Source organism: Microbacterium saccharophilum, assembly GCF_007992455.1.
In the GTDB taxonomy this organism is placed as follows: Bacteria; Actinomycetota; Actinomycetes; order Actinomycetales; family Microbacteriaceae; genus Microbacterium; species Microbacterium saccharophilum.
On record NZ_BKAH01000013.1, the window covers coordinates 19797 to 36597 of the forward strand.

A 16801-nucleotide genomic window follows, 5' to 3' on the forward strand; every position below is an offset into this window, starting at 1 on the left:
GCGCGAATCAGCCGGGTTCGTCGTTCGCGGCGGTCTCAATCCTGTCGACTGCTTCGTCGGAGAGAAAGAAGCCGTTGGGTCCGGACTCGCCGACCCACCACGCGTTCGAGGTCACAGATCCGCCGGCCGACGCGATCCTGCTGACCACCTCCGGCGACACCGCTTCACCATTGTGCGCGATCAGCCACGCTTTGGTGTCGGAGTCCAGCTTCGCCCACCACTCGATGATCTCCATGCGGCCACCATGGCACCTCATCGGGCCGGCCGGAACCCGGTCCGTCTCATATAGCCCGCGCGCCAGGATGGGTCGCTCCCCGTCGGCACGACACCCGGAACCAACAGACGCCCAGAATCAACAGAGGCCCGGAACCTCGCGATCTCCGCGTGATTCCGAGCCTCTTGTCTGTCCGTCGGGATGACAGGATTTGAACCTGCGACCCCTTGACCCCCAGTCAAGTGCGCTACCAAGCTGCGCCACATCCCGGACGTCGTCCGCGCGCGGACAACTCCCCCATCCTACCCGCTCGTCCACGCCCCCGCGAACCGAGACACGGTGAGCGCCTTTCGCGTGTCGGGGCCCGTCGCTAGCGTCGGGGAATGGCCGAGATCACGATCCTTCCAGCGACCCCCGACCGGTTCGCCGACGTCGAGCAGGCGATGACCGGTGGCGGTGACGGCGGGTCGTGCTGGTGCCAGTGGTGGATGCTGTCGGCGTCGCAGTTCGACGCGACATCACGCGAGGAGCGGCACGAGATGCTGCGCGCGCAGACCGATCAGCCCCTGCCGCCTGGGCTCATCGGGTACCTCGACGGCGCCGCCGCGGGCTGGGTCAAGGTCGCTCCGCGCCCGGCGCAGCCCCGACTCGCCCGCACCCGCGACTTCCGTGCCTCCCCCACCCCGATGGACGACGAGACCGCCTGGGCCGTCAGCTGCTTCGTCGTGCGCCGCGAGCACCGCGGGCAGGGGCTCAGCAAGGCGCTCCTGGACGCCGCCGTCGACCACGCCCGCGCGCACGGGGCGCTCCTCGTCGAGGGTTACCCGCTCGACACCGCCGTGAAGAGCGCGACGACGAACGAGCTCTACCACGGGTCGCTCTCCACGTTCCTCGCCGCCGGATTCACCGAAGTCGCGCGCCCGAAGCCGAACCGGCCGATCGTGTCGCTGTCGCTCGCGGAGCCCTGACCCGCCACGCCCTACGATGGAGCGCAGCCGCCACCCGAGGCGGCCGGAACCGGTACGAAGGAGCACCGTGTCGCAGACCCACGCCGCCGCATCACCCGCGCCCGCCCGCATCCGCGACACGCGATGGTGGGGCTTCGGCCTGTACGCCCTCATCTCCCTCGTGCACGTCGCCGCGCTGACGTTCGACCTCGAACCGATCTCGTACCCGACGAAGCTCCTCCTCATGCCCGCCCTCGCCCTCGCCGTCATCTGGGCGCTGCGCGGCTCCCTTCGCTCCACACCCGCCACCCTGCTGCTCGCCGCCATCGCGTTCTCCTGGCTCGGCGACGGCGCGGCGTTCTTCTTCCCGTTCCTGGCCGACGAGCTCCCGGCCATGCTGCTGTGCTTCGGCATCGCGCACGTCCTCTACATCTGGCTGTTCCTGCGCCCCGTCGCTCGGCGCCCGTTCGCGCCGTGGTCGCTCGTCTACGCGGCGTGGTGGATCGGCATGATGCTGCTCCTATGGCCGAGCCTCGGCGCCCTCGCCATCCCCGTCGCCGTGTACGGGCTCGTCCTCGGCGGCACCGCCGCAGCATCCACCCGCGGCAGCGCCCTCACCGCGGTCGGCGGCGCGTTCTTCCTCGCGTCGGACTCGATCCTCGCAGTGCGCCTGTTCCTCGACGGCGGTTTCTCCGAGATGCTAGCCGGCCCGTGGATCATGATCACGTACACGATCGGGCAGGGCCTGCTCGCGCTCGGAATCGTGCGGCTCCTGCGTCATCGGTGATGATGGATGCCGTGTCCCCCACTGTGCGCGTCGATTCCTGGCTGTGGGCCGTCCGCGTCTACAAGACGCGCTCGGCGGCGACGACGGCATGCCGTGCCGGACACGTGCGGGTCAACGGCGAGAAGGCGAAGGCCGCGCAGCCGGTGCGGATCGGCGATGAGCTGCGGATCCGCATCGCCGGGTTCGACCGCATCCTCATCGTCCGGCAGCTGCTGACCAAGCGCGTCGGGGCGCCGCTTGCGGCCATGGCCGCCGACGACCGCACGCCCGTCCGCGAGCCCACCGCGATGCTCGCCGTGCGCGACCGCGGCGCCGGGCGCCCGACGAAGCGGGAGCGGCGCGAGATCGACCGGCTGCAGGGCCGCGACTGACGCAGGTCAGCGCGCCCCGCTGACGACCCGCGACACCCCGAGGTCGACGGCGAGCAGCACCACCGTCGCCACGGCGTAGATCAGCAGGTCCCGCGGATCGAAGACGGTGCCGAGCACGAGCATGATCGGCGTGAACGCCGCGCCCCACGCATCCGGCAGCCCGGTGAGCTGGAACAGCTCGACCGCGGTGCACCAGACCAGCACGATCCCCGCGACGGCGAGCGCCGGCAGTCGCGGCGCCAGGATGACGACGAGCGCCCACACCACGACGACGTACAGCGCGTCACCGGCGACATCGGTCGCCACGGTGTCGGGCAGCACGCCGCTGACGAACAGTCCGGCCGCGACCGTCACCACCAGGACCACGGCGGCGACGACGCGACGCACCGACCCGGCGCGCGCCGGCGTCACAGCCGGTCGCGCAGCCACGACACGGGTTGCACGGCGCCGCCCACGGCGGTGACCCGCTCCCCCAGGGCCCGGTCGCTCGTCACGACGGTCACGGCGCGCCCCGCCGACGCGAGCTCGCGCGCGCGGTCCACGATCGCGTCGTCCCCGTGTCCCGCGGCGCGGACGAGGTCGATCCCCGCGACATCATCGGCCGCACGGGCAGCGCCCTCGAGCACGACGTGGAACTCGGGGAACCACGTGTCGGCGGCAAGACCGAGGCCTGCGGCATCCAGCCCGCCGGCGGCGAGCGCGGCCACCTCGCCGAGCAGCCGCCCGGCGGCACCGGCGCGGTCGCGCCACCATCCGTCCGGCACCGCGCCGACGACGTTCGCGGCGTCGACGACCACGGCCGGGCGGACGGGCAGCAACGATCGCAGCATCGGCCAGGAGTCGGCGAACGCGGGGTGCAGCGGGTAGTCGTCGACGGCATCCACCGGCACCCACGCGAGCTCATGGCTCTCCGGGTCGCTGATCACGGGCTCGAAGGGCCGGATCACATCGGCGACGAGCGTCGCGTACGACCAGACGTCGAGGTCGAGCACGCTGAGCAGCCGCGGCCGCACGGCGGATGCCGGGACGCCGGCCTCCTCCGCCGATTCGCGCAGGGCGGCATCGCACGCCGACTCGCCCTCGTGCCGGGCACCGCCGGGCAGCGCCCACGTGTCGCCGTGGTGGCTCCACGACACCCGGTGCTGCAGCAGCACGCCGCGCTCCGGATCGACGGCGAGCAGCCCCGCGGCTCCGAAGCGCCCCCAGTACCGGGAGCCGTCGCCGGCCACGACCCAGGCGTCTCCGGGGTTGCGCGGGCCCAGCGGGCGGGGCGGCTCACCGGGGGCGGGCGGCTGGATGGTCACCGTCCCAGACTGTCACATCGCGCGGAGCCTGGCCCGCCGGCGGACACGGGCGGACACACACCCACGGCTGTGGTCTGTCCATATTCGCGACACGCCACATCTGGACTTCCTGCGGCACTTCACCCCCACATATTGTGGTCAGACAACATAGCCCTTCCCCGAGAGGAACTCCCATGCCCCGTGCCGTGTCCGTCGCCGAGACGATCGACGAATATCTCGCCCGCTCGGACTGGCGCGTCAACGCCAACGCGAACCAGGGCTACTCCCTCGGCGGGATGATCCTGAACGCGGCGGGCAAGCTCGTCGCGAATTACTGGCTCGACGAGGTGTACGCCCCCGCCGCCGGCGCGGCGCACCGGGACGGCAGCATCCACATCCACGATCTCGATGTCTTCGCCGGATACTGCGCCGGCTGGTCGCTGCGGATGGTGCTCGAACAGGGGTTCAACGGCGTCCCCGGGAAGATCGCCTCCGCGCCGCCGCGGCACTTCTCCAGCGCACTCGGTCAGCTCGTGAACTTCCTCGGGACGCTGCAGAACGAATGGGCCGGAGCGCAGGCGTTCAGCTCCTTCGACACCTACCTCGCCCCGTACGTGCGGCGCGACGGCCTCGACTACGCCGCGGTGCACCAGGCACTGCAGGAATTCGTCTTCAACCTCAACATCCCCTCCCGCTGGGGCACGCAGACCCCGTTCACCAACCTGACGTTCGACTGGGTCTGCCCCGACGACCTCCGCGACCAGCGCCCGCTCATCGGCGGCGAGGTGTGCGACTTCGCGTACGGCGACCTGGCTCCGGAGATGGCGCTCATCAACCGCGCGTTCATCGAGGTGCTGACGACCGGCGACGCCGACGGGCGCGCGTTCACCTTCCCGATCCCCACCTACAACATCACCCGCGACTTCGACTGGGACGGCCCCAACGTCGAGGCCCTGTTCGCCATGACGGCGAAGTACGGGCTCCCCTACTTCCAGAACTTCGTGAACTCCGACCTCGACCCGCACATGATCCGCTCGATGTGCTGCCGTCTGCAGCTCGACCTCACCGAGCTGCTCAAGCGCGGGAACGGCCTCTTCGGCTCGGCGGAGCAGACCGGCTCGATCGGCGTCGTCACCGTCAACTGCGCGCGCCTCGGCTTCCTGCACTCCGGCGACGAGGACGCGGCGCTGACCCGCCTCGACGAGCTGCTGGTCATCGCGCGCGACAGCCTCGAAGCCAAGCGCGAGACCATCGGGCGCCACCTCGACGCTGGCCTCTTCCCGTACACGAAGCGGTACCTCGGCACCCTCGACAACCACTTCTCCACGATCGGCGTCAACGGCGTCAACGAGTATGTGCGGAACCTCACGCGGGACGCCGACGACATCACGACGGATGCCGGTGCGGCCCTCGCCACCCGGCTCCTCGACCGCGTCCGGGAGCGCATGGTGCAGTTCCAGGAGGAGACCGGGCACATGTACAACCTCGAGGCGAGCCCCGCCGAGGGGGCCACGTACCGGTTCGCGAAGGAGGACATCGCGCGGCTGCCCGGCATCCGGCATGCCGGCACCGACGCGAACCCGTACTACACGAACTCCTCGCAGCTGCCGGTCGGGTACACGGCCGACCCGTTCCTCGCGATGGCGATGCAGGAGCCGCTGCAGCAGAAGTACACCGGCGGCACCGTGCTGCACCTCTACCTCGGCGAGGCACTGCCCACCGCCGCGGCGTGCCGGGAGCTCGTGCGCCGGTCGCTGGAGCGCTTCCGGCTCCCCTACATCACCGTGACGCCCACGTTCTCGATCTGCCCGCAGCACGGCTACCGCTCCGGCGAGCACGCGACCTGCCCGGAGTGCGGCGCGACCTGCGAGGTGTGGACCCGCGTCATGGGTTACTTCCGGCCCATCGCGTCGTTCAACATCGGCAAGAAGGGCGAGGCTGAGGAGCGGCAGTACTTCATCGCTGAGACGACCGGCCAGGAGACGACGTGCACACCGCTGGCGCACACGAGCTGAGGATCGCGGGCATCACCGCGTTCTCGACGGTGGACTGGCCCGGGATGCTGACGGCGACGCTGTTCCTGCAGGGATGCCCGTGGGACTGCTTCTACTGCCACAACCCGGGCCTCATCGACCGGCGCGCGGAGACGCCGTTCTCCTGGAGCGACGTGACCGACCTGCTGTGCGAGCGGATCGGGCTGCTCGACGGCGTGGTCTTCAGCGGCGGCGAGCCGACGATGCAGCGCGCGCTGATCCCGGCGATGCAGGTCGTCCGCGCGCTCGGGTTCCGGGTCGGGCTGCACAGCGCCGGCCCCTACCCCGGCCTGCTGGCCGCGGCGCTGCCCTACGTCGACTGGATCGGCCTGGACGTCAAGGCCGCCCCCGAGGGCTACGAAGCTGTGACCGGCCGCGGGCCCAGCGGCGCGCACGCGTGGCGGTCGCTGGAGATCGTGCTGGGGGAACGGCTGCTGCGCGCCGGCTCTCCCCACCCCCTGGAGGTCGAGGTGCGGACGACCGTGCATCCCGCGGCGATCGACGACGACGGCGTCCGGGCGCTCGGCCGGCGACTCGCCGACGCGGGCGTGGAGTCCTGGGCCGTGCAGCGGTTCCGCGACGTCGGCACCCGGCATCCGCTCCCCCGCGCGGAAGAGGCGGTCGGCGCGCTCGCGCTCGACCGCCTCCCCGCGGAACGGTTCCGCACCCTCACGGTGCGGTGACGCCGCTCAGCGCTGGCGCTTCTCCCGGACCCGCATGTTGACGACGATCGGGGTGCCCGCGAAGCCGAAGATCTCGCGAAGGCGCCGCTGGATGAACCGGCGGTAGCCCGGGTCGAGGAACCCGGTCGTGAACAGCACGAACGTCGGCGGGCGCGTGGAGGCCTGCGTGCCGAACAGGATGCGGGGCTGCTTGCCGCCGCGGAGCGGGTGCGGGTGCTCCGCGATGAGCTCGGCGAGGAAGGCGTTGAACTTGCCGGTCGGGATGCGCTGATCCCACGACTCCAGCGCCGTCTCCAGCGCGGGGACGAGCTTGTCCAGGTGCCGGCCGGTGCGGGCGGAGAGGTTCACGCGCGGCGCCCAGGCGACGTGCGCGAGGTCCTTCTCGATCTCCCGCTCGAGGTACCGGCGCCGGTCGATGTTCTCCATGTCGTCGTCGTTCAGGCGGTCCCACTTGTTGAACGCGAGGACGAGCGCGCGGCCCGACTCGAGCACGAGGTCGATGATCCGGACGTCCTGCTCGCTGATCGGCTCGGTGATGTCGAGGACGACGACGGCGACCTCAGCCTTCTCGAGCGCCGCGGAGGTGCGCAGCGACGCGTAGAAGTCCGCGCCCTGCTGCAGGTGCACGCGACGACGGATGCCGGCGGTGTCCACGAGGCGCCAGAGCTTGCCGCCCAGCTCGACGATCTCGTCGACCGGGTCGCGGGTCGTCCCGGCGAGGTCGTTGACGACGACGCGCTCCTCACCGGCGGCCTTGTTCAGCAGCGACGACTTGCCGACGTTCGGGCGGCCGAGGATCGCGACGCGGCGCGGCCCGCCGAGCTCGTTCTTCGCGACGGCGGAGACGCTCGGGAGCACCTTCATCATCTCGTCCAGGAGGTCGGCGACCCCGCGGCCGTGGATGGCGGAGACGGGGTGCGGCTCGCCGAGCCCGAGGTTCCAGAGCGCGGCGGCCTCGGGCTCGTGGCGCTGGTCGTCGATCTTGTTGGCGACGAGGAAGACGGGCTTCCCGCTCTTGCGGAGGAGGCGGACGACCTGCTCGTCGGTCGAGGTCGCGCCGACCATCGCGTCGACGACGAACAGCACGACGTCGCAGAGGTCGATGGCGATCTCGGCCTGCGCGGCGACGGAGCGGTCGATGCCGCGGGCGTCGGGCTCCCAGCCGCCGGTGTCGACGATCGTGAACTTCCGGTCCATCCACTCGGCCTTGTAGGTCACGCGGTCGCGGGTGACACCGGGGGTGTCCTCGACGACGGCCTCGCGACGGCCGAGGATGCGGTTGACGAGCGCCGACTTGCCGACGTTCGGGCGGCCCACGATGGCGACGACGGGAAGCGCGGGCAGCACCTCGACGACCTCGCCGCCGGCGGTGAAGCCGCCGAGGAGGTCGGCATCCTCGTCATCCAGGTCGTAGTCGGACAGCGAGGCGCGCAGCGCCGCCGCCCGCTGGTCGGCGAGCTCCTCGTCGAGGTTCGCGAGCTTCTCCTCGAGCCGGTCGGGACCGCCCTCGTACTCGTCGCCGTCGTGCTGCGATCGCAGATCGCTCATCGCTGGTCCCCTGTCCCTGCCCGGACGACGTCGAGAACGGCGTCCACTGTCTGTGTGAAGTCGAGGTCGGTGGAGTCCACGACGGTGACGCCGGGCGCCGCCGTGAGGAAGTCCACGACCTTCGAGTCGGATGCGTCGCGCTTGTGCAGCGCGGCGGCGACCGCCGCGGCGTCGTGCGACGTCAGCTCGGCGCTGCGCCGGGCGGCGCGCACCTCGGGCGCCGCGGTCAGCAGGATGCGCACGGGCGCGTCCGGAGCGACGACGGTCGTGATGTCGCGGCCCTCGACGATGACGCCGGGCCGGCCGGAGTCGGCGACGAGACCGCGGAAGATCCCGTTGACGGTCTCCCGGACCACGGGCACGCGGGCCACGCCGCTGACCGCCTCGGAGATGCGCGGTTCGCGGATGGCGTCGGTGACGTCACGCGCGCCGACCCGCACCCAGTACTCGTCCGGGTCGAGGGAGATGGCGTATTCGAAGTCGCCGGAGGCCTCGAGGACCGCGACGGCGTCGGACGTGTCGGCGCCGTGCTCGAGGACGTGCCAGGCGAGCGCCCGGTACGCGGCGCCGGTGTCGAGATAGCCGTAGCCGAGGCGACGGGCCACCTCCTTCGACACGCTCGACTTGCCGCTGCCGGCGGGGCCGTCGATCGCGACGGTGACCGGCTCGCTGCCGGAATCCATCGTGGGGTCAGTCATTCGTGGTGCTCGCAATCTTCCATCCGCGCGCCTGCAGGCCGTCGACGGCCTGCCGGACGGCGCCCGGGACGACGCTGATCTCGGCGAGACCGAACTGGGCTCCCGGGGAGTGCTCGAGGCGGAGATCTTCGACGTTGACCTGCAGCTCGCCCAGTTCGCCGAAGAGGCGGCCGAGCTGGCCGGGCGTGTCGTCGACCATGACGACGACGGTCTCGAACCGGCGGTTCTGGCCGTGCTTGCCGGGGAGGCGCTCGACGCCGTCGTTGCCGCGGCGGATCGTGTCGGCGACGGTGCGGCGCGCACCGGGGGTCTCCGGGTCGCGCAGGGCGTCGGCGACGCCGCGCAGGTCGTCTGCGAGGGCATCCAGCACATCGACGACGGGGCGCGCGTTGGCTCCGAGGATCTGGACCCAGAGCTCGGGCGCCGACGCGGCGATGCGGGTCGTGTCGCGGACCCCCTGACCGGCCAGGCGCATCGACCCGTCCGGCGCGTCGACGAACCGTCCGGCGAGGAGGCTCGCGACGAGCTGCGGCACGTGGGAGATGAGCGCGACGGCGGCGTCGTGCTCCTCCGGCGTCATCTCGATGGGGGTGGCGCCGAGGTCGAGTGCGAGGCCCTCGACGAGGGCCAGGTCGGATGCGGGGGTCTCCGCGTCGCGGCAGACGACCCAGGGACGCCCGACGAAGATGTCGGCGCGGGCCGAGATGGCTCCGCCGCGCTCCCGCCCGGCCATCGGGTGCGAGCCGATGTAGTGGGTCAGGTCGACGCCGCGCGCGCGCAGCGTGCGCAGCGGGTCGAGCTTGACGCTCGCCACATCGGTGACGACGGCCTCCGGGAAGAGGATCAGTTCGCGCTCGATGACGTCGGCGGTCACATCCGGCGGCACGGCGACGACGATGAGCACGGGGCGGTCGTCGACCCGTGCGGCCCGGCCCGCGCCGTAGTCGATCGCGAGGCGCAGCTGGGCGGGCGACGCGTCGGCGAGCGCGACGTCGACGCCGAGGGCACGCAGCGCGTGGCCGATGCTCGACCCGAGCAGACCGGCGCCGACGATGCGCACCATCCCGCTCACCCGCGCGGCGCGCGCGGGAACGCTGGTGGAATCGGTCACGGGGTTCTCCGGATCAGGAATCGGGGGACGCCGTGTCTCGAGGAGCCGTGGGCTCCGGCGCGTCCCGGCGCGCGAGGGTGAGCAGCGCGCCGCGTTCCACTGTAGTCAACTCGCGTGCCTTCCCCGCCGGGAGGGTTCCCAGGTGGAGCGGCCCGAACTGGCGGCGGACCAGCTCGATGACGGGGTGGCCGACCTCGGCCATCATGCGCCGGACGATGCGGTTGCGTCCGGAGTGCAGCGTGAGCTCGACGAGGCTCGTCGTGCCACTGGCATCCAGCAGTCGTGCCTTGTCGGCGGCGATGGGCCCGTCCTCCAGCTCGACGCCCTTCGTGAGGCGCGCGATGACCTGGGGCGTCACGCGGCCGTCGACCTTCGCGATGTACACCTTCGTCACGCCGAACGACGGGTGCGCGAGGACGTGCGCGAGGTCGCCGTCGTTCGTGAGGACGAGGAGGCCGCTCGTGTCGGCATCCAGGCGGCCGACGTTGTACAGCCGCTCCGCGAAGTCCTGCGTGTAGCGGCGCAGGTCGGGCCGGCCCTGCTCGTCCTTCATCGTGGAGACGACCCCGGTCGGCTTGTTGAGCATGACGTACCGCTTCGTGCTGTCGAGCTGGATGGCGGTGCCGTCGACGTCGACGATGTCCACGGCCGGGTCGATGCGCCGGCCGAGCTCGGTCACGACGACGCCGTTGACGCGGATGCGGCCCTCCACGATGTACTGCTCGCACACGCGCCGTGAGGCCACGCCGGCGTTCGCCAGCACCTTCTGCAGGCGGACGCCCTCGGTGTCCCGTTCTTCCGTCATCTCAGTACCTCGCTGTCGAAGCCGTCCGACCCGTCATCGAGCAGGGGGGCGATGTGGGGCAGCTCGTCGAGCGAGTTGATGCCCAGGTTGACCAGGAGAGCGTCGGTGGTCTCGTAGTGGATGGCGCCGGTCTCGGGGTCGGTGAACGCCTCCGTGATGAGCCCGCGGCCGAGCAGGGTGCGGACGACGGAGTCGACGTTGACGGCGCGGATGGAGGCGACCTGGCCGCGGGTCACGGGCTGCTTGTAGGCGATGACGGCGAGGGTCTCCAGCGCCGCCTGCGACAGGCGCGACGGCGCCTGCGCGTTGACGAACTCCGACACGAGGGCGTCGTGCTCCTCGCGCACGTAGAGGCGCCACCCGCCGCCGACCTCGCGCAGCTCGAAGCCGCGGCGCGGACCGCCGGTCTCGCCGTCGTAGTCGGCGACGAGGCCCTCGACGGCCTGGCGCACGGCGGCGACGGGCGCGGCGACCGCCGCGGCGAGCGCGACGAGGGGCTGCGGCTCGTCGACGACCAGCAGGATCGCCTCCAGGCGGCGGGCCACCTCGACGGGTGTCGCCGGGGCGGGCGCGTCCTCCGTCCCGGTCCCGGGATCGGCGGGCACGTGGTCAGCGGTCATAGTCGGCTCCCAGGGTGGCGAGGTTCTCTTCGGACCAGCGTTCGGCGGTCCAGCGCAGCGTGAGCTCGCCCAGCGGCTCGAGCTGCTCGAACGAGATGGCGGCGTGACGGTAGAGCTCGAGCACGGCGATGAACCGCGCCACGACGATGCCCGGCTGGGTGACCCCGGCGATGAGCTCGCGGAAGTTGAGCGTCCCGGCGCCCTTGAGCGCCGAGACGACGACGGCGGCCTGCTCGCGGATCGACACGAGCGGCGCGTGCAGGTGGTCGAGCCCGACGTGCGGGATCTCCTTCGGGGTGAAGGCGAGGAGCGCGATGGCCGCGAAGTCGTCGGCGGACAGCGTCCAGACGAGCTCGGGGGCGGCGCGACGGTATTTCTCGTCCAGTCGCACCGAGCGGGCGTGCCGGCGGTCCTCCCGCTCGAGGCAGCGCGCGAACCAGGCGGAGACCTCCTTGAACGCGCGGTACTGCAGGAGACGGGCGAACAGCAGGTCGCGCGCCTCCAGGAGCGCGACAGCCTCCGCGTCGACGAGCTCCCCCTGCGGCAGGAGACCGGCGACCTTCATGTCGAGCAGGGTCGCCGCGACGACGAGGAACTCGGACGCCTGCTCCAGCTCCTCCCCCGCGTCGAGGCCCCGCAGGTACGAGATGAACTCGTCGGTGACCCGGCTGAGCGAGATCTCGGTGATGTCCAGCTCGTGCTTGGACAGCAGCGTGAGCAGCAGATCGAAGGGACCGTCGAAGACGCCGAGCGTCACGCGGAAGCCCGCGGCATCCGGTGTCGTCTCCTGTGCCGCGGAATCCTCGTCAGGCGACGGCGCCACGGGCGACCAGCTCCCGCGCCAGTCGCAGGTAGGCCTGGGCGGCCGGGTGCTCGGGCGCGAACTTGGTGATCGGGACGCCGGACACCGAGGCGTCCGGGAACTTCACGGTGCGGCCGATGACGGTCTCCAGCACGTCGTCGCCGAACGCCTCGACGACGCGCTCGAGCACCTCGCGGGAGTGCAGCGTGCGCGGGTCGTACATCGTGGCGAGGACGCCGTCGAGCGTGATCGAGGGGTTCAGCCGGTCGCGCACCTTGTCGATCGTCTCGATGAGCAGCGCGACACCGCGCAGCGCGAAGAACTCGCACTCCAGCGGGATGAGCACGCCGTGGCTCGCGGTCAGGGCGTTGACGGTGAGGATGCCGAGCGACGGCTGGCAGTCGACGAGGATGACGTCGTACTCGCCGGAGACCTTCCGGAGCACGCGGGCGAGGATCGTCTCGCGGGCGACCTCGTTGACGAGGTGCACCTCCGCGGCGGACAGGTCGATGTTCGCGGGGATGACGTCGAGGTTCTCCACCGACGTGGAGACGATGACATCGTGCGGGTCGCGCTTGGTGTCCAGCAGCAGGTCGTAGATGGTAGGGACGTCGTGGGTCGCGATGCCGAGACCTGCCGACAGGGCGCCCTGCGGGTCGAAGTCGACGGCCAGCACACGACGGCCGTACTGGGCGAGGGAGGCGGCCAGGTTGATGGTCGTCGTCGTCTTGCCGACGCCGCCCTTCTGGTTGCACAGCGCGATGATGCGCGCCGGACCGTGGCCGTCGAGCTTGGGCGGCGTGGCGAAGCCGTGGTACGGGCGACCGGTGGGACCCATCGGGGTGTCATCCGTGGAAGCCTTCTTCTTGCTCCCTCGCGCCTTCTCCGTCGTCACCGACACTCCTGCCTCCTGTTGCGTGCCCCTGATTCTCGCACAGACACGCGCGCGAACCCGGCCCCCACGCCCGTGTCAGAGGCTCCCGAGCACATCCAGACGCAGCTGGGCGGCGACGGCGATGACGACGTAGTCGAGCAGCACGATGAGGGGCAGCCAGGACAGCACGAAGGCGCCGACGCGGCGCGCACCGGCACCCCACAGCCCCTCCCGCAGCGACCACCCGAGGACGGTCCAGAACAGCGGGATCGTCATGAGCCAGACGACCATGCACCAGGGGCACAGCGACCCGTACTCGAAGACGCTGCGGTAGGCGAAGAAGTGCACGAGCAGGAACCCGCCGAGCACGAAGACCCCGAACACCCGCCAGTACCAGGCGCGCATGCCCTGCGGCGAGGCCAGCGCGCTCACCCCGGCGTAGATCGGTCCGACGAAGAGGACGATCCCGATGATCGAGTTGCTGAAGCCGAGGAGGTTGCCGCCGGGCGAGAGGAGGTTGGGACCGCACGTGACGATGGGGCTGATGTCGCACGTGATGAGCGCGTCCTCGCCCATCAGCTGTCCGGTGTACTCGCGGTACAGCAGGAACGAGACGATCCAGGCGATGAGCCCGGCCACGATCCAGAAGACCGCGAGCCCGGGGCCGGGGCGGTAGGTCGGGGCGTCCAGGCGCTCGGGTGTGCTCACGCGCCCATCATGGCCGCTCGCCCGCCCGGACGCGGGCGCCCCCGCCGTGACAAACCGAGCCGGCCCGGTCACCGCGCGCGGGGGTGGGAGGTGACGTAGACGTCGCGGAGCGCGTCGACGGTCACGTGGGTGTAGATCTGGGTCGTCGCGACCGAGGCATGCCCGAGGAGCTCCTGCACGACGCGCACGTCGGCGCCGCCCTGCAGCAGGTGCGTCGCGAACGAATGGCGGAGGGTGTGCGGCGACACGTGCGCCGTGAGGCCGGCGCGCTCGGCGGCCTGCTGGATGACGAGCCACGCGCTCTGCCGGGACAGCGGGGCGCCGCGGGCGCCGAGGAACAGTCGCGGCGTCGCGCGGCCGCGGCGGGACAGCTCGGGGCGGGCGCGCGCGAGGTAGGCGTCGACGGCGGCCCGCGCGTACGAGCCGACCGGGACGATGCGCTCCTTCGCCCCCTTGCCGCGCACGCGCAGCACGTCGCCGTGCGCGAGGTCGTCCACGTCGAGCTGCACGATCTCGGTGACCCGGGCCCCGGTCGCGTAGAGCAGCTCGAGCAGCGCGCGGTCGCGCAGCCGGACGAGGTCGCCGTCGCTCGCCGTGCCCGGCGCGGGCCCCGCCGCGTCCAGGAGCGACTCGACCTGGTCGATCGTGAGCGCCTTCGGAAGCCGCTGCGGGGTCTTCGGCGGGCGCAGCCGGCCGGTCGGGTCTTCCGCGGCGATCCCCTCGCGCACGAGGAACCGGTGCAGCCCGCGGACGGAGGACTGCAGCCGGGCGAGGGAGGTCGCGGCCGGGGGCGGCTCTGCCGACGCCCGTTCCGCGGCGAACTCGGCGACGGTCGCCGCCGTCACGTCCTCGGTCGTCGCGATCCCCCGCTGGGTCAGCCACGTCGTGTAGACGGCGAGGTCACGGCGGTACGCGCCGACGGTGTGCTCGGAGAGACCGCGCTCGATCGAGATGTGCCTGAGGTAGGCGTCGACGGCGCGTTCGAGCTTCACGTCGTGGCTGCCCCGATCGCGCGCGACCGGCGCGGCCACGGGGCGTCTGCCGGCGCGAGCGTCTCCCACCCGCGGCCCCGCGACACGTGCGCGGCGAGCACGCCGACCACGAGCGACGGGTTCTGCACGCGACGGTCGAGGACGGCATCCACGACCTCGTCGAGCGGCACCCAGCGCACCTCGATGTCGGCCTCCTCGGCGGAACGCGCGAACACCTCCGGGGCGGGGGCGAGATCGCGCGCCAGGTAGATGCGGATGGCCTCGTCGCTGCCGCCGGGGGTCGTGTAAAACTCCCCCAGCACGTCCCACCGCCCCGCGACGAGGTCGGCCTCCTCCGTCAACTCCCGCTGCGCGGCGAGCAGCGGGTGCTCCTCGGCGATGTCGAGCAGGCCGGCGGGGATCTCCCATTCGCGCATCCGCACGGGATGCCGGTACTGCTTGATCAGGAGCACCCGTTCCTCGTCGTCGAGCGCGAGGATCGCGACGGCGCCGGTGTGGTCCATGTACTCCCGGACGATGCTCTCCCCGCCGTACGAGACCTCGTCGCGGCGGATGTTCCAGACGCGACCCTCGTAGACCGTCTCGCTGCGGGTGACGTCGACCTCGGCGGGGTCGTCCTGCAGCGGCTCAGGCATTCTCGTCGTCGTCGAACAGCTCGCTGGCGCGGTGCCGCTCCAGCGCCGCCGCGATCAGACCCCGGAACAGGGGGTTCGCCTCGGTCGGGCGCGAACGCAGCTCGGGGTGGGCCTGCGTGGCGATGTAGTACGGGTGCACGTCACGGGGCAGCTCGACGTACTCGACGAGGTTGCGGTTCGGCTCCAGGCCGGAGAACACGAGGCCGGCGTCGGCGATCTGCTGCCGGTACGCGTTGTTGACCTCGTAGCGGTGCCGGTGACGCTCCGACGCGACGGTCGAGCCGTACAGCTCGGCGGCCAGCGACCCCTCCGCGAGCGCGGCCTCCGACAGGCCGAGGCGCATGGTGCCGCCCATGTCGCCGCTCTCGATGATGTCGACCTGCTCGGCCATCGTCGCGATGACGGGGAAGGCCGTCTCGGGGTCGAACTCGCTGGAGGACGCGCCCTCGAGCCCCGCCATGTTGCGGGCGTACTCGATGACCATGCACTGCAGGCCCAGGCAGATCCCGAGCGTCGGGATGCCCTGCTCGCGCGCGAACTTCAGCGCGCCGAGCTTGCCCTCGATGCCGCGGATGCCGAAGCCGCCCGGGATGACGATGCCGTCGACCGGCGCGAGCGCCTTCTCGGCGCCCTCGGGTGTCTCGCACGTGTCGGAGGGGATCCAGGTGATCTTGACCTTCGTCTCCTGCGCGAAGCCGCCGGCCTTGAGCGCCTCCGTGACCGACAGGTACGCGTCGGGGAGATCGATGTACTTGCCGACGAGGCCGATCGTGACCTCGTGCTTGGGGTTGTGCACCGCCTGGAGCACCTTCTGCCAGCGCGTCCAGTCGACGTCGTCGGCCTTGCCGAGCCCGAGCGCGCGGACGATGTAGTCGTCGAGGCCCTGCTCGTTGAGCATGCTGGGGATGTCGTAGATCGACGGCACGTCCACGGCATTGACGACGGCATCCTCGTCGACGTCGCACATGAGCGCGATCTTGCGCTTGTTGGACTCGGTGACGGGACGGTCGCTGCGCAGGACGAGCGCGTCGGGCTGGATGCCGATGGAGCGCAGCGTCGCGACGGAGTGCTGCGTCGGCTTGGTCTTCTGCTCGCCGGACGCGCCCATGAACGGTACGAGCGACACGTGCACGAAGAACACGTTGCCGCGGCCGAGCTCGTGACGGATCTGACGCGCCGACTCGATGAACGGCTGCGACTCGATGTCGCCGACCGTGCCTCCGATCTCCGTGATGATGACGTCGGGCTTGGGCGTCTCGTCGGCCTGCAGCCGCATGCGGCGCTTGATCTCGTCGGTGATGTGCGGGATGACCTGCACGGTGTCGCCGAGGTACTCGCCGCGTCGCTCGCGCGCGATGACCTGGGAGTAGATCTGACCGGTGGTGACGTTGGCGGCCTGGCTCAGCTCGATGTCGAGGAAGCGCTCGTAGTGCCCGATGTCGAGGTCGGTCTCGGCGCCGTCATCGGTGACGAAGACCTCGCCGTGCTGGAACGGGTTCATCGTTCCCGGGTCGACGTTGAGGTAGGGGTCGAGCTTCTGCATCACGACCCGGAGGCCCCGCGCGGTGAGCAGATTGCCGAGACTGGCGGCCGTCAGACCCTTGCCCAACGAGGAAACGACACCGCCCGTCACGAAAATGTGCCTGGTGGTGTCGTTCGAAATGATGCCCGAGTCTGAAGTGTCCGTCAC

General features: G+C 71.3%; 19 protein-coding genes and 1 tRNA gene. 5 read left to right on the plus strand and 15 right to left on the minus strand.

Annotated features, from left to right (window positions below):
- Positions 1 to 7: 7 nt before the first annotated feature.
- Both MSA03_RS11860 and MSA03_RS11865 read right to left on the minus strand, forming a co-directional pair.
- Positions 8 to 235, minus strand: a complete 228-nt coding sequence (locus MSA03_RS11860) for a hypothetical protein (protein WP_147051159.1) — start codon at positions 233 to 235, stop codon at positions 8 to 10.
- Positions 236 to 410: 175 nt separating this feature from the next.
- Positions 411 to 484 (minus strand) — tRNA-Pro (locus MSA03_RS11865).
- Between the two features lie 113 nt (positions 485 to 597).
- Here MSA03_RS11865 and MSA03_RS11870 point away from each other — a divergent pair.
- The 3 genes from MSA03_RS11870 (at position 598) to MSA03_RS11880 (ending at position 2319) form a co-directional block, all read left to right on the plus strand.
- Positions 598 to 1182, plus strand: coding sequence for a GNAT family N-acetyltransferase (locus MSA03_RS11870; RefSeq protein WP_147051160.1), 585 nt, complete (start codon positions 598 to 600; stop codon positions 1180 to 1182).
- 67 nt (positions 1183 to 1249) lie between these two features.
- Positions 1250 to 1948: a lysoplasmalogenase gene (locus tag MSA03_RS11875; RefSeq protein WP_231478590.1), complete on the plus strand. Its 699-nt coding sequence runs from the start codon at positions 1250 to 1252 to the stop codon at positions 1946 to 1948.
- Between the two features lie 2 nt (positions 1949 to 1950).
- Positions 1951 to 2319, plus strand: coding sequence for an RNA-binding S4 domain-containing protein (locus MSA03_RS11880; protein ID WP_174799884.1), 369 nt, complete (start codon positions 1951 to 1953; stop codon positions 2317 to 2319).
- Between the two features lie 6 nt (positions 2320 to 2325).
- On the opposite strand, the gene MSA03_RS11885 is transcribed toward MSA03_RS11880, so the two are convergent.
- Complete coding sequence (locus tag MSA03_RS11885; protein ID WP_244946410.1) at positions 2326 to 2730, minus strand: ribosomal maturation YjgA family protein; 405 nt, start codon at positions 2728 to 2730, stop codon at positions 2326 to 2328.
- Positions 2727 to 3623: an NUDIX domain-containing protein gene (locus tag MSA03_RS11890; protein ID WP_147051163.1), complete on the minus strand. Its 897-nt coding sequence runs from the start codon at positions 3621 to 3623 to the stop codon at positions 2727 to 2729. The genes MSA03_RS11885 and MSA03_RS11890 overlap by 4 nt, the downstream gene beginning before the upstream one ends.
- A 173-nt stretch (positions 3624 to 3796) precedes the next feature.
- On the opposite strand from MSA03_RS11890, the gene MSA03_RS11895 reads away from it, so the two are divergent.
- Together MSA03_RS11895 and MSA03_RS11900 are read left to right on the plus strand one after the other, a co-directional pair.
- Positions 3797 to 5617, plus strand: a complete 1821-nt coding sequence (locus MSA03_RS11895; protein WP_147051164.1) for a ribonucleoside triphosphate reductase — start codon at positions 3797 to 3799, stop codon at positions 5615 to 5617.
- The gene (locus MSA03_RS11900) at positions 5590 to 6318 is read left to right on the plus strand and encodes an anaerobic ribonucleoside-triphosphate reductase activating protein (protein ID WP_028495955.1); all 729 of its coding nucleotides are present in this window, start codon (positions 5590 to 5592) and stop codon (positions 6316 to 6318) included. The genes MSA03_RS11895 and MSA03_RS11900 overlap by 28 nt, the downstream gene beginning before the upstream one ends.
- Before the next feature lie 6 nt (positions 6319 to 6324).
- Here MSA03_RS11900 and der read toward each other — a convergent pair whose 3' ends face one another.
- From der to pyrG, 11 genes are all read right to left on the minus strand, one after another.
- On the minus strand, positions 6325 to 7866 hold the full coding sequence (gene der / locus MSA03_RS11905) for a ribosome biogenesis GTPase Der (RefSeq protein ID WP_028495956.1): 1542 nt from the start codon (positions 7864 to 7866) through the stop codon (positions 6325 to 6327).
- Positions 7863 to 8564, minus strand: a complete 702-nt coding sequence (gene cmk, locus MSA03_RS11910) for a (d)CMP kinase (RefSeq protein ID WP_028495957.1) — start codon at positions 8562 to 8564, stop codon at positions 7863 to 7865. Before cmk ends, der begins: the two co-directional genes overlap by 4 nt.
- Positions 8557 to 9675, minus strand: a complete 1119-nt coding sequence (locus tag MSA03_RS11915) for a prephenate dehydrogenase (protein ID WP_147051165.1) — start codon at positions 9673 to 9675, stop codon at positions 8557 to 8559. The genes cmk and MSA03_RS11915 overlap by 8 nt, the downstream gene beginning before the upstream one ends.
- A gap of 13 nt (positions 9676 to 9688) precedes the next feature.
- A complete protein-coding gene (locus tag MSA03_RS11920) occupies positions 9689 to 10480 on the minus strand; it encodes a pseudouridine synthase (protein ID WP_147051166.1) in 792 nt (263 codons plus the stop codon).
- Entirely contained in the window at positions 10477 to 11100 is a 624-nt protein-coding gene (gene scpB / locus MSA03_RS11925; protein WP_147051167.1) for an SMC-Scp complex subunit ScpB, read from the minus strand. Before scpB ends, MSA03_RS11920 begins: the two co-directional genes overlap by 4 nt.
- The gene (locus MSA03_RS11930) at positions 11090 to 11923 is read right to left on the minus strand and encodes a segregation and condensation protein A (RefSeq protein WP_147051168.1); all 834 of its coding nucleotides are present in this window, start codon (positions 11921 to 11923) and stop codon (positions 11090 to 11092) included. Before MSA03_RS11930 ends, scpB begins: the two co-directional genes overlap by 11 nt.
- Positions 11907 to 12740: a ParA family protein gene (locus MSA03_RS11935; protein ID WP_051526247.1), complete on the minus strand. Its 834-nt coding sequence runs from the start codon at positions 12738 to 12740 to the stop codon at positions 11907 to 11909. Before MSA03_RS11935 ends, MSA03_RS11930 begins: the two co-directional genes overlap by 17 nt.
- Before the next feature lie 132 nt (positions 12741 to 12872).
- Entirely contained in the window at positions 12873 to 13484 is a 612-nt protein-coding gene (locus MSA03_RS11940) for a vitamin K epoxide reductase family protein (protein ID WP_147051169.1), read from the minus strand.
- A 68-nt stretch (positions 13485 to 13552) separates the two neighbouring features.
- The gene (gene xerD / locus MSA03_RS11945; protein WP_147051170.1) at positions 13553 to 14476 is read right to left on the minus strand and encodes a site-specific tyrosine recombinase XerD; all 924 of its coding nucleotides are present in this window, start codon (positions 14474 to 14476) and stop codon (positions 13553 to 13555) included.
- On the minus strand, positions 14473 to 15111 hold the full coding sequence (locus MSA03_RS11950) for an NUDIX domain-containing protein (protein ID WP_147051171.1): 639 nt from the start codon (positions 15109 to 15111) through the stop codon (positions 14473 to 14475). The genes xerD and MSA03_RS11950 overlap by 4 nt, the downstream gene beginning before the upstream one ends.
- Entirely contained in the window at positions 15104 to 16801 is a 1698-nt protein-coding gene (pyrG, locus tag MSA03_RS11955; RefSeq protein WP_147051172.1) for a CTP synthase, read from the minus strand. Before pyrG ends, MSA03_RS11950 begins: the two co-directional genes overlap by 8 nt.

Bases quoted from the DNA above. Each gene is read 5' to 3' on its own strand.
- MSA03_RS11895 (WP_147051164.1), top strand. From the start codon at position 3,797: ATGCCCCGTGCCGTGTCCGTCGCCGAGACGATCGACGAATATCTCGCC.
- MSA03_RS11880 (WP_174799884.1), top strand. From the start codon at position 1,951: ATGGATGCCGTGTCCCCCACTGTGCGCGTCGATTCCTGGCTGTGGGCC.
- MSA03_RS11870 (WP_147051160.1), top strand. From the start codon at position 598: ATGGCCGAGATCACGATCCTTCCAGCGACCCCCGACCGGTTCGCCGAC.
- cmk (WP_028495957.1), bottom strand. From the start codon at position 8,564: ATGACTGACCCCACGATGGATTCCGGCAGCGAGCCGGTCACCGTCGCG.
- MSA03_RS11920 (WP_147051166.1), bottom strand. From the start codon at position 10,480: ATGACGGAAGAACGGGACACCGAGGGCGTCCGCCTGCAGAAGGTGCTG.
- scpB (WP_147051167.1), bottom strand. From the start codon at position 11,100: ATGACCGCTGACCACGTGCCCGCCGATCCCGGGACCGGGACGGAGGAC.
- MSA03_RS11950 (WP_147051171.1), bottom strand. From the start codon at position 15,111: ATGCCTGAGCCGCTGCAGGACGACCCCGCCGAGGTCGACGTCACCCGC.
- MSA03_RS11935 (WP_051526247.1), bottom strand. From the start codon at position 12,740: ATGGGTCCCACCGGTCGCCCGTACCACGGCTTCGCCACGCCGCCCAAG.
- MSA03_RS11860 (WP_147051159.1), bottom strand. From the start codon at position 235: ATGGAGATCATCGAGTGGTGGGCGAAGCTGGACTCCGACACCAAAGCG.
- der (WP_028495956.1), bottom strand. From the start codon at position 7,866: ATGAGCGATCTGCGATCGCAGCACGACGGCGACGAGTACGAGGGCGGT.